9 protein-coding genes are annotated in these 11,471 nt (G+C 71.1%); 7 read left to right on the top strand and 2 right to left on the bottom strand.

The window, feature by feature from the left end; genetic code table 11:
• The first annotated feature begins 240 nt into the window (after positions 1-240).
• Entirely contained in the window at positions 241-2,655 is a 2,415-nt protein-coding gene (gene lon, locus ACIBW9_RS22525; protein ID WP_398957602.1) for an endopeptidase La, read from the top strand.
• Positions 2,656-2,726: 71 nt separating this feature from the next.
• Here the strand turns inward: lon and ACIBW9_RS22530 are convergent, their stop codons facing one another.
• Positions 2,727-3,551 (bottom strand): lysozyme, encoded by an 825-nt coding sequence (locus tag ACIBW9_RS22530; protein ID WP_398957604.1) that lies wholly within the window; start codon positions 3,549-3,551, stop codon positions 2,727-2,729.
• Positions 3,552-3,786: 235 nt separating this feature from the next.
• Between ACIBW9_RS22530 and ACIBW9_RS22535 the strand changes: the two genes are divergently transcribed.
• Positions 3,787-4,278 (top strand): MarR family winged helix-turn-helix transcriptional regulator, encoded by a 492-nt coding sequence (locus tag ACIBW9_RS22535; protein WP_398957606.1) that lies wholly within the window; start codon positions 3,787-3,789, stop codon positions 4,276-4,278.
• Positions 4,279-4,509: 231 nt separating this feature from the next.
• Here the strand turns inward: ACIBW9_RS22535 and ACIBW9_RS22540 are convergent, their stop codons facing one another.
• Positions 4,510-5,298, bottom strand: a complete 789-nt coding sequence (locus tag ACIBW9_RS22540; protein ID WP_398957608.1) for a protein phosphatase 2C domain-containing protein — start codon at positions 5,296-5,298, stop codon at positions 4,510-4,512.
• Positions 5,299-5,677: 379 nt separating this feature from the next.
• Between ACIBW9_RS22540 and ACIBW9_RS22545 the strand changes: the two genes are divergently transcribed.
• The 5 genes from ACIBW9_RS22545 to ACIBW9_RS22565 all read left to right on the top strand — a co-directional run bounded on the left by ACIBW9_RS22545 (position 5,678) and on the right by ACIBW9_RS22565 (position 11,368).
• The gene (locus ACIBW9_RS22545) at positions 5,678-8,533 is read left to right on the top strand and encodes a nitrate- and nitrite sensing domain-containing protein (RefSeq protein ID WP_398957610.1); all 2,856 of its coding nucleotides are present in this window, start codon (positions 5,678-5,680) and stop codon (positions 8,531-8,533) included.
• Positions 8,530-9,033: a roadblock/LC7 domain-containing protein gene (locus ACIBW9_RS22550; RefSeq protein ID WP_398957612.1), complete on the top strand. Its 504-nt coding sequence runs from the start codon at positions 8,530-8,532 to the stop codon at positions 9,031-9,033. Before ACIBW9_RS22545 ends, ACIBW9_RS22550 begins: the two co-directional genes overlap by 4 nt.
• Positions 9,030-9,440 carry a DUF742 domain-containing protein gene (locus ACIBW9_RS22555; RefSeq protein ID WP_398957614.1) on the top strand — a complete coding sequence of 137 codons (411 nt, stop codon included), beginning with the start codon at positions 9,030-9,032 and terminating at the stop codon, positions 9,438-9,440. The genes ACIBW9_RS22550 and ACIBW9_RS22555 overlap by 4 nt, the downstream gene beginning before the upstream one ends.
• Positions 9,421-10,047 (top strand): ATP/GTP-binding protein, encoded by a 627-nt coding sequence (locus tag ACIBW9_RS22560; protein ID WP_389082660.1) that lies wholly within the window; start codon positions 9,421-9,423, stop codon positions 10,045-10,047. Before ACIBW9_RS22555 ends, ACIBW9_RS22560 begins: the two co-directional genes overlap by 20 nt.
• Positions 10,048-10,117: 70 nt before the next feature.
• A complete protein-coding gene (locus ACIBW9_RS22565; RefSeq protein WP_398957616.1) occupies positions 10,118-11,368 on the top strand; it encodes a styrene monooxygenase/indole monooxygenase family protein in 1,251 nt (416 codons plus the stop codon).
• Positions 11,369-11,471: the final 103 nt, after the last annotated feature.

Raw genomic sequence — 11,471 nt, forward strand, 5'->3', positions numbered from 1 at the left:
CCTGACGGCCGCTCGATCGCGGATTCTTTCCGCCTCACCCGGCGTTGTGTCTTTTCAGCCCGTCCGGCGTTTGAGGACAAGGCCCCTCAAGGGCCGAAAGCGGGGGTCTGAGGGCTGCAAGCCCCCAGCAGACCCACCGCCACCGCCGTGATCGCTGACAGCGAACGGGGTCCCGGGAACATTGGCGGAGCGCCATGCATTGAGTCGGCATAACTCAACTTGACTGCCGGAGGGTAGATCATGGCATCGACGTCCACACCGCTCACCCTGCCCGTGCTGCCGCTCGACGACGAGGTCGTGCTGCCCGGCATGGTGGTGCCGCTGGACCTGAACGACACCGACGTACGCGCCGCGGTGGAGGCCGCCCAGGCCGCCGCCCGCTCCGAGCCGGGAAAGCCCAGGGTCCTGCTGGTGCCACGCATCGACGGCACATACCCCGGCACCGGTGTGCTCGGCACCGTCGAGCAGGTCGGCCGGCTCGCCGACGGTGACCCGGGCGCCCTGATCCGCGGCCGCGGCCGCGTGAAGATCGGCGCCGGCACCACCGGCCCGGGTGCGGCGCTGTGGGTCGAGGGGACGAGGATCGACGAGAGCGTGCCCGAGCCGCTGCCCGGTCACGTCACCGAACTGGTCAAGGAGTACAAGGCCCTGGCCACCGCCTGGCTGCGCAAGCGCGGCGCCTGGCAGGTGGTCGACCGGGTGCAGGCCATCGACGACGTCTCCGCCCTGGCCGACAACTCCGGCTACTCGCCCTTCCTGACGACCGATCAGAAGGTCGAGCTCCTGGAGACCTCCGACCCGGTCGCCCGCCTCAAGCTCGCCACCCAGCACCTTCGCGACCACCTCGCCGAGCAGGACGTCGCCGAGACCATCGCCAAGGACGTCCAGGAGGGCGTCGACAAGCAGCAGCGGGAGTTCCTGCTCCGCCGTCAGCTCGAAGCCGTACGCAAGGAACTGCGCGAGCTCAACGGCGAGAAGGACGGCGAGGAGTCCGACGACTACCGCGCCCGTGTGGAGGCCGCCGACCTGCCGGAGAAGGTCCGCGAGGCGGCGCTCAAGGAGGTCGACAAGCTGGAGCGGTCCAGCGACCAGTCCCCGGAGGGCTCCTGGATCCGCACCTGGCTGGACACCGTCCTCGAACTCCCCTGGAACGAGCGGACCGAGGACGCGTACGACATCCAGGGCGCCAAGGCGATCCTGGACGCCGAGCACGCGGGCCTGGAGGACGTGAAGGAGCGGATCACCGAGTACCTGGCGGTGCGCAAGCGCCGCAGCGAGCGCGGCCTGGGCGTCGTGGGCGGCCGGCGCGGCGGTGCCGTGCTGGCCCTCGTCGGCCCGCCCGGCGTCGGCAAGACCTCGCTCGGCGAGTCCGTCGCGCACGCCATGGGCCGCAAGTTCGTCCGGGTCGCCCTCGGCGGCGTCCGCGACGAGGCGGAGATCCGCGGCCACCGCCGTACGTACGTCGGTGCCCTGCCCGGCCGTGTCGTCCGCGCCATCAAGGAGGCCGGTTCGATGAACCCGGTCGTCCTCCTCGACGAGATCGACAAGGTGGGCTCGGACTTCCGCGGCGACCCCGCCGCCGCCCTCCTGGAGGTACTGGACCCGGCGCAGAACCACACCTTCCGCGACCACTACCTGGAGGTCGAACTCGACCTCAGCGACGTGGTGTTCCTCGCCACGGCGAACGTCCTGGAGGCCATCCCGGAGGCCCTGCTCGACCGTATGGAGCTGGTCCGCCTGGACGGCTACACCGAGGACGAGAAGGTCGTCATCGCGCGGGACCACCTGCTGCCGCGTCAGCTGGAGCGCGCGGGACTGCAGTCGGACGAGGTCACCATCGACGAGGGCGCGCTGCGCAAGCTGGCCGGCGAGTACACCCGCGAGGCGGGCGTCCGCACCCTGGAGCGCTCGATCGCCCGGCTGCTCCGCAAGGTCGCGGCGCAGCACGAACTGGGCGACCGGGAGCTGCCGTTCACCATCACGGACGCCGATCTGCGCGGCCTGATCGGACGGCCGCACCACGTGCCCGAGTCCGCCCAGGACCCGGCGGAGCGCCGCACGGCGGTCCCGGGCGTGGCGACCGGTCTCGCGGTCACGGGAGCGGGCGGTGACGTCCTCTTCGTCGAGGCGTCCCTGGCCGACCCGGAGACGGGCGCGGCGGGCCTGACCCTCACCGGCCAGCTCGGCGACGTCATGAAGGAGTCGGCGCAGATCGCGCTGAGCTTCCTGCGCAGCCACGGAGCCGAACTGGAGCTGCCGGTCGCGGACCTGAAGGACCGTGGAGTGCACATCCACTTCCCGGCGGGTGCGGTCCCGAAGGACGGCCCGAGCGCCGGCGTCACCATGACGACGGCCCTGGCGTCCCTCCTGTCCGGGCGCCTGGTCCGCACGGACGTGGCGATGACCGGCGAGGTCTCGCTGACCGGCCGTGTCCTGCCCATCGGCGGCGTGAAGCAGAAGCTGCTCGCCGCGCACCGGGCCGGGGTCACCACCGTGATCATCCCGAAGCGCAACGAAGCCGACCTGGACGACGTCCCGGCGGAAGTGCTGGACAAGCTCGACGTCCACGCCGTGACCGACGTCCGCCAGGTCCTGGAGCTGGCCCTCGCGCCCGCCACGAGCGACGCGAAGCCGGAGGTTCCGGTGGCGGCGTGACGGACGCCACCGGATAAGGGAAGGCCCGGGTCCCGTGAGGGAGGCCCGGGCCTTCGCCCGTATGTACGGGATCAGCCGTTGGCCAGTGCCTGCACCCGATCCAGCGCACCGTTGAACTTGTCGTGGTCGCCGACGGTCGGGCCGGACGAGGTGTACTGCCACATCGTGTAGTAGGCCCAGCCCGCCGGCAGTGTCCCCACGTCCGACGCGTACCGCGCGATCCACAGCGGGTTGGCCGAGGCGAAGCCCGCGTAGTTCCCGGTGCAGTCGCTCCACCAGCTCGTCGCCGTGTAGATCACGGCGTCGCGTCCCGTGCGCGCCTTGTACGTGTTCAGGAAGTCGGCGATCCAACTGACCATCGCGCTCGCCGACTTGCCGTAGCACTCGTCGCCGTACGGGTTCCACTCGATGTCGAGGGTGCCGGGGAGGGTCTTGCCGTCCTTTGACCAGCCGCCGCCGTGGTCGACGAAGTAGTTCGCCTGGGTGGCGCCGCTGGTGGTGTCGGGGGTGGCGAAGTGGTAGGCGCCGCGGATCATGCCGACGTTGTACGAGCCGTTGTACTGCTGGGCGAAGTACGAGTTCGTGTAGTACGTCCCTTCGGTCGCCTTCGTATAGGCCCATTTGACCCCGCTGCCCCAAAGCGTCGACCAGGCGACGTTGCCCTGGTGGGCGGAGACGTCGACGCCCTCCGTCTGGGTGACGGCGGTGGGGGCGGGGCTGCCGCTTCGCCCGTCGTGGGCGAGGACGCCCATGCCCATGCGGGCGGAGCCGCGCGCGGGCCTGGCTGTGTCAGCCGCGTCGGCCGGGGCGGCGAGGGCCAGGGGGAGGGCGGTGAGCAGGAGCGCGGCGAGAAAGAGGCGCCGGGGGTGGAGCGATCCGGGTCTGTGCACGGGCATAGCGTGCCTCCGAGGGCTCGGTGATGCTCGGTGGGGAAGCGCTGCAGCGCCGAGAGGCATTGGCGTGGGCATGCCGACCGTTTCCTGGTAAGGAAGCTAGGCACGTGGCAGAGCGGGTGGGAAGGGGGCCCGGAGTCTGCCGTTGGTCTAGCCCTGCGAAATACTTGTGGAGCTGCGGCAACGACGGGGACTGGCGGAAACTTTCAGGATCGGGAAAACCGAGGCAGGGGCTGACGTGCACGAAGGCGGAAACGGGGACGAGAGCCGGCTCCCGGACCGGACGGCACCGAGCGGCGCCGACCAGGAGTACCTGTCCCTGGAGCGCGAGCTGACGGTTCTGCTGCGGCGTGCCCGGGCCAACCAGGGCGAGATGGCCCGCGAGGTCCACCCCGACCTGGAGTCCGCCGCGTACGGCCTCCTCGTACGCCTGGACGAGCACGACCGCCTGCGCGCCACCGAGCTCGCCGCCTACATCGGCGTGGGCAAGGCCACCATGTCCCGCCAGCTGCGCGCCCTGGAGGACCTGGGCCTGGTCGCCCGCGAACCCGACCCCGCGGACGGGCGCGCCTGGCTGGTCCACCTCACCGAGGAGGGACACCGCCGGGTGAGCAAGGTCCGCGACGCCCGGCGGGCGCGCTACGTCAGCCAGCTGGCCCACTGGGACCGCCGCGAGGTGGCGGAACTGGCGCGGCTGCTGGGTGAGTTGAACCGGGGCATGGAGAAGTAGGCCTCGCCCGGCTGCCTTCAGGCGCCGGCACCGGTCAGGCGCAGGGTCGCCCCCGCGCCCCCGTCGGGACGGTTGCGAAAGGTCAGGCGGGCGCCGAGCAGTCGTGCCTGGCCGGTGCAACGGTGAGGCCGAGGCCCGCGCCCGACCCGGGGCCGGATCTGAATCGCTGCGGGCCGGAGGCGGTGACAACCTCGCACGGGCTCGCCCCCGGACAGCCTGCGGCCAAGTAGGTCACAGGACGACGTACACGACCGTCGCATCGTCGTGCGTCTTGCTGCGCCGCAGATACCTCCGCTCCTCCGCGTCGGCCCGCTCCCGCAGCCGTACCCGGTCGACCAGCGCCTGCGCCCCCTCCTTCTGCACGAAACGGAAGCAGTCCGCCCAGTCGCCCTCCCGGAACTTCTCCACCCACCGGGTGGCGCCGTCCGTCAGGGCGGCCAGGGCCCGGACGTCGCCCCGCGACAGCACGCCCGTCACCGCCCGCGCCGCAACCGACGGATCCGCGGCGGCCGTGTAGAAGCCGCCCTCCTTGTTCCGGACCGTCGAGTCCACGATGGCGTCCGTGGCCAGGGACGAGCGCGGCAGCCGGGACAGGCGGTCGTCCAGGAGGGAGGTGACCGTGCCCTCCGGCGACTCCACCAGCAGGGCCGAGTCCGACAGGACCAGGTACTCGACCCGCTCGACACCCCACCGCGCCACCACCACCGTTGCCTGTGGGGTGCGTGGGTGAGAAAGGTCACAGGTGGTCGCATGGGCCTCGGCTGTACGGCTGATGGCCCGGGCCAGCGCCTCCTGCAGCGGAACATCCGGGAGGGAAACGGTCAGTTCGGTCAGAGCGCCGCCGAGACGGGACGTGTACCAGGGGACCGAATGCAGACACCCCGTCCCGCCGCGCGGTGGCGTCACCCCGTCCAGGACGACGAGGGTCCCGCCCTGGCCGGAAGCCGGGAGCGTGGCCGCGGCGAAGTCCTCGTTGGGATAGGTGGGATCACCCGGCTCCGAGACAAGTTCCGTATGCATTCGGCCAGTCTGCACGACGTCTTCACAAGGTTCGCCAAAGCCTGGCATCGGTCGCGGAATTGACGCACTCGCGCAGGTCAGGCGCCCTGTTTGGGGTGGAATCCGTTGTTCCGGGAAGCCGTGGCGGCGAATACTGCCACCGCCCGGCGCGGACGTCCAACCGGCCTGCCGCACAGGCCCTCTGAGCGCTTCCCAGGAACTTGCTCGCCAACTCCCCTCCGATGTTCACTCCTTCGGGTGGCGGGTCAGGTGATGCTCGTCCACTGCCCACCGGCACTGGGAGGGTCGGCACCGTACTGGGCGTACGTAGAGTCGACGTCAGTTGACGGAGCGTCACACCCGGGCCCATGAGTACCACGAGTCAGGATTGCGAGCACCGGTGCAGAAGACGCGGCCTCGTCGCACAGGCAAGCAGACGGACCCCGCAGCGGGCGTGGAGCACACGTCCGGCAGCACCGCCACCACCACCGGCAAGGGCCGGCCCACGCATGTGCGCAACCGGCTCGTCGTCGCCGTGGCCGTGGTGGCCGCCGCGATAGCCGGGGCCGGTGTCCCTTCCGTCCTCACCGCCTCCGAGCAGCTCAGCGACTCCCAGGACCTGGTGACGCTCGCCGGACAGACCCAGAACGCGCTCGCCCTGGCGCATTCCCTCGCCGACGAGCGGGACGAGGTGACGTCCTACATCGCCGCCGGACGGCCCAAGTCCAAGGCGCCCTCCGAGCAACGCAGCACCCGCGTCGACCGGCAGGTCGAGGAGCTGCAGCAGGACACCGACACCCCCGCCGCCCTCCGCGGCGACCTCGACGGCATCGCCGCGCTGCGCCGCTCCGCGCTCACCGGCAAGAACGACGCCCTGCAGACGCACGACGCCTACTCCGCCGCCATCACCGAGCTGCACCGGCTCGCCGAGCAGCTGGCGCAGCAGATGCCGCCCCGCGCCGGCTCGGGCGCCCACGCCCTCGCCGAGCTGGACACGGCCGTACAGCAGGCCGCCGCCGCCCGCGGCCTGCTCCTCGCCGCGCTCAACGTGCCCAGCACCACCCAGACGGTCATCAGCCCCACCACCGGACTGCCGACCACGGTCACCTCCTCCTCCAGCGCCGACACCGAACAACGCGATGCGCTGACCGCAGCCGCCCAGCAGGCCCGGCTGCGCTCCGACGCGGCACTCGCCGACTTCCACGACACGGCGACCAAGGCCGCCCGGACGTCGTACGACTCCACGGTCACCGGCCCCGAGGTCAACTCCGCCGAGAAGTACCTGGCCAGGCTCACCGACCAGCCGACGCTCTCCGAATCCGAACTCGGCACCAGCGCCTCGAAGGTCGACGCCGCGCTCTCCGCCCGTATCGACGCGATGCGCGGCGCGGAGTCCGCCCTCTACGACCGCCGCACCAAGGACCTGGCCCAGTTGCGCGACGACGACGTCAGCGCGCTGGAGCTGCGGATCGCCGTCCTCGGCGCCCTGATGCTGCTCGCCGTCGGCATCGCCACGGCCATGGCCCGCACCCTCACCCGGCCGCTGTCCGTGCTGCGCCGCGGCTCGGCCCGGCTTGCGGAGGCGGCCGACCCCGCCGCTGAGGAACCCATCACCTTCACCGGCCGTAACGACGAGTTCGCGCAGGTCGTCCGCTCCGTCAACGCCCTGCACGCGCACGCCGCCGCCCTCAGCGAGCGCGTCGTCACCCTGGAGGCCGACCGCAAGCACCTGGTCGGGCAGCGCCAGAAGATGGCGGACGCCCGTGAGGAACTGCGCGCCGAACTCGCCGAGTCCGCAGTCCGGTTGGAGCGACTGCGGGAGAGCATCGGCGGCACCTTCGTGAACCTCTCGCTGCGCACCCTGGGCCTGGTCGAGCGCCAGCTCGCCGTCATCGAGGGTTTGGAGGAGCGTGAACAGGACCCCGAGCGCCTGGCCACCCTCTTCAAGCTCGACCACTTCGCGACGGTCATGCGCCGCCACAGCGAGAACCTCCTGGTCCTCGCCGGCACGGAGCACGTCCAGCAGCATGCGGGGCCCGTCCCGCTCGTCGACGTCGTGCGCGCCGCCGTCAGCGAGATCGAGCGCTACGAGCGTGTCCGCATCGCCGTGCTGCCGCCGCACGCGCACGTGGCGGGCTTCGCCGCGGACGACCTCTCCCACCTGCTGGCCGAACTGATGGAGAACGCCACCTCGTTCTCCCCGCCGGACCTGCCCGTCGAGGTCTCCGGCTGGCTCCTGGAGAACGGCGAGGTCATGCTCTCCGTCCAGGACGAGGGCATCGGGATGACGAGCGACCGCCTGACCCGCCTCAACGCCCGCCTCGCCGAGTTCGACCCCGAGTCCGCCTACGACGAGGAGGGCGAGGGGGGCCTCGGCCTCGGCCTCTACGTCGTCGCCCGCCTCGCCCACCGCCACGGCGTCCGCGTCCAGCTGCGCGAGCAGAAGCAGGGCGGCGTCGCGGCGGTGGTGGTCCTCCCTAACCCCCTGCTGGCGGCGGCCCCCTCCGCAGCGGTCCCGTCGTCGACCTCCCCGGCGACCGGCGGCACCCTCACCTTCTCCCTCCCGGGCGCGGACGCGGAGGCCAACTCCAACGAACTCCCCGCCCGCCCGAAGCCGAAGGACCCCCTGGTCGCCCTGGCGGAGGAGGCGCTCCAGCACGAGTCACCCGCGCCGGCCGAAACCACGATGGAACTCCTGCTCCCGGACCGGGCGCCCGAGGCCCATGGCCAGCCGGCAGCCGAGGGGACGGAGGCCCATGGGCGGTCGGCCGCCGAGGAGGCGGAGAGCCATGGCGGGCCCTCGCCCGAGGCGACCGAGGCCCACCCGCCCTTCGCTTCCGGGATGATCCCGCCCCAAGCCCGACCGGCAGGCGCCGACGGCGAGTCCGCCCCACAGGGGCCACCCGCACCCGACGACGAAAGTGGTACCGGTGGTGCGGGTGGGACCACATCCGTCGATGGCGAAGCCGAGACGGAACACGAACGCGCCGAGGACGAGCCGCTCACCGACAAGGGCCTCCCCAAGCGCACCCCCAAGATCACCACCCCGGCCGCGCCCCCGGCGCAGCGCCCCCGCACGGTGGACGCGGACGCCCTCCGCCGACGCCTCGGCGGCTTCCGCACCGGCGCCCAGGCCGGCTACCGCGCCGTAGAGGCGGAGATCGCCGAACAGACCGCCCAGAACCAGATGCCGGGCACCGCACCAGCCGTATCCGAAGAAACCACGGGGGGCACCGTCGAGGAGGCAAGCAGTTGACCGCGCCCAGTACCTTCGGACTGAGCAGTGAAGCCCGTAACCTGCACTGGCTGCTGACGAACCTGGTCGAGGAGGTGCCGGGCATCCAGTCAGTAGCGGTGGTCTCCTCGGACGGCCTGCTCCTGCTCTCCTCCGACCCCGGCCGCAACGACGAAGCCCGCCGCCCCCGAGGCGCCAGGCCCACGGGCCCCCGGGGCTCCTCCGCCGACCTCGCCACCATCGTCTCCGGCATCGGCAGCCTCACCATTGGCGCGGCCAGGCTGATGGACTCCGGTCCCGTGAAGCACACCATGGTCGCGATGGAGGAGGGCAGCCTGTTCGTGATGTCGATCAGCGACGGCAGCCTCCTCGGCGTGCATGGCTCCGCGGACTGCGACATGAGCGTGGTGGCGTACCACATGGCCCTGTTCGTGGGCCGCGCCGGCCACGTCCTGACGCCGGAACTCCGCAGCGAGCTGCGAAAATCCCTGGAGTCGGAGTCCGCCGGGAGCCACCGATGAGCAGTTCGCCCAAGAAGCTCCCGGTCCGCGGCGGCGACCGCAGGCCGGCCCGCGTACGCCCGTACTCGCTCACCGGCGGCCGTACCCGCTTCGGCCACGTCCTCCTGGTGGAGACGTTCGTGGCCGCGCTCGAGGCCCCCGAGGAGCGCAAAGAGCTGACGAAAGGTTCCCTCAGCACCCGGGTCATGCCCGAGATGCAGGCCATCGTCGAGCTGTGCCGCCGTATGCGCACGGTGGCCGAGATCGCAGCACTGCTGAAGATGCCGCTGGGCGTGGTCCGCGTGCTGCTCAGCGATCTCGCGGACCAGGGCAGGATCCGCGTGTACGGAACAGGTACCGGTCACGGCACGGGCCGCCCGGACCGCGCTCTGCTGGAAAGGGTGCTGAGTGGACTCCGTCGTCTTTAGAGACACCGCCTTCACGGACACCGACGAGGACCTGAAGTCCTGGCAGACGGACCGCACCCGTGCCCCGATCGCGACGAAGATAGTCGTGGCGGGCGGTTTCGGCGTCGGCAAGACCACCCTGGTCACCGCCGTCTCGGAGATCACCCCCCTGCAGACCGAGGCGCTGATGACCGAGGCGAGCGAGGAGACCGACGACCTCACCGCCACACCGGGCAAGCTGACCACCACCGTGGCCATGGACTTCGGCCGTCTCACGCTCGACGACGACCTGGTGCTCTATCTGTTCGGCACGCCGGGCCAGCAGCGGTTCTGGTTCATGTGGGACGACCTGGTGCGCGGCGCGATCGGCGCGGTCGTCATGGCCGACACCCGTCGCCTCAAGGACTGCTTCCCGGCCCTCGACTACTTCGAGAGCTGCGGACTGCCGTACGTCGTCGCCGTCAACCACTTCGACGGCAGCGAGCTGTTCGAACCGGAGGACGTGCGGGAGGCGTTGACGATCCCCGCGCACATACCTGTAATGATCATGGACGCGCGCCGCCGGATCTCGGTGATCGAGACCCTGCTGTCCCTGGTGGGCCACGCCCTGGACGTCACCCCCGAGTAGCCCCCGGCAGCCCTCCGGAGCAGTCCCCGAGCAGTCCACGAGCAGTCCCCGAGTAGGAGAACAGCCCCGCATGCGGAAGATACTCGTCGTCGGAGCCGGCCAGTCCGGTCTCCAGATCGCCCTCGGACTCCAGTCGCACGGGTACGAGGTCACCCTGATGTCGAACCGGACGGCGGACGAGATCCGCTCCGGCCGGGTCATGTCGACGCAGTGCATGTTCCACACGGCACTGCAGCACGAGCGCGATCTCCAGCTGAACTTCTGGGAGTCCCAGGCCCCGAAGATCGAAGGACTCGGCGTCTCGGTCGCGGCCCCCGGCTCGCACGACCCGGGCCCGACGCAGCGGGTGATCGACTGGGTGGGCAGGCTCGACGGGTATGCGCAGTCGGTGGACCAGCGGGTGAAGATGGCCGGCTGGATGGAGACCTTCGCCCAGCGCGGCGGCCAGCTGGTCATCCACGGCGCGGCGGTCTCCGACCTCGACTACTTCTCGCGTACGTACGACCTGGTCCTGGTCTCGGCGGGCAAGGGCGAGCTGGTGTCCATGTTCGGCCGGGACGCCTCCCGTTCGCCGTACTCCGAGCCGCAGCGCGCCCTCGCCGTCTCGTACGTCCACGGCCTCGGCCCCCGCCCGGAGCACCCGGACCACGACGCGGTCCGCTGCAACCTGGTCCCCGGCGTGGGCGAGCTGTTCGTCATGCCGACGCTCACCACCTCCGGCCGCGCCGACATCCTCTTCTGGGAGGGCATACCCGGCGGCCCGCTCGACGTCTTCAACGGCGTCAAGGACCCGGCGGAGCACCTCTCCCTGACCCTGGAACTCATGGAGAAGTTCACGCCCTGGGAGTTCGAGCGGGCCAAGGGGGTCGAACTGACCGACGCGGGCGGCGTGCTGTCCGGCCGCTACGCCCCCACCGTCCGCAACCCCATCGGCCGGCTGCCGGGCGGCGGACTGGTCCTCGGCGTCGCGGACGTCGTCGTCGCCAACGACCCCATTACCGGGCAGGGCTCCAACTCGGCCTCCAAGTGCGCGGCTTCGTACCTCGCGTCGATCCTGGAGAACGCCGAGAAGGAGTTCGACGAGACCTGGATGCAGGCCACCTTCGACCGCTACTGGGACACCGCCCAGCACGTCACCAAGTGGACCAACGCCATGCTCGCCCCGCCGCCGGAGCACATCCTCAACCTGATCGGCGCGGCCGGCCAGCTCCAGCCGGTCGCCGACCGCTTCGCCAACGGCTTCAACGACCCGTCCGACTACGAGAACTTCTTCTACGAGCCGGAGAAGACGGCCGCCTACCTCGCGGAAGTGACGGGCTAGGCCTGGGCTAGTAGTGCTTCGTTAGGTTCTGGTTCTGCTTGTGGTGAGGGGGCGGCCGCAGGTGGTGCAGGTTCCGTCCCAGCAGCGCAGCAGGTCCTGTAAC

This window comes from Streptomyces sp. NPDC049541 (assembly GCF_044465725.1).
GTDB lineage: Bacteria > Actinomycetota > Actinomycetes > Streptomycetales > Streptomycetaceae > Streptomyces.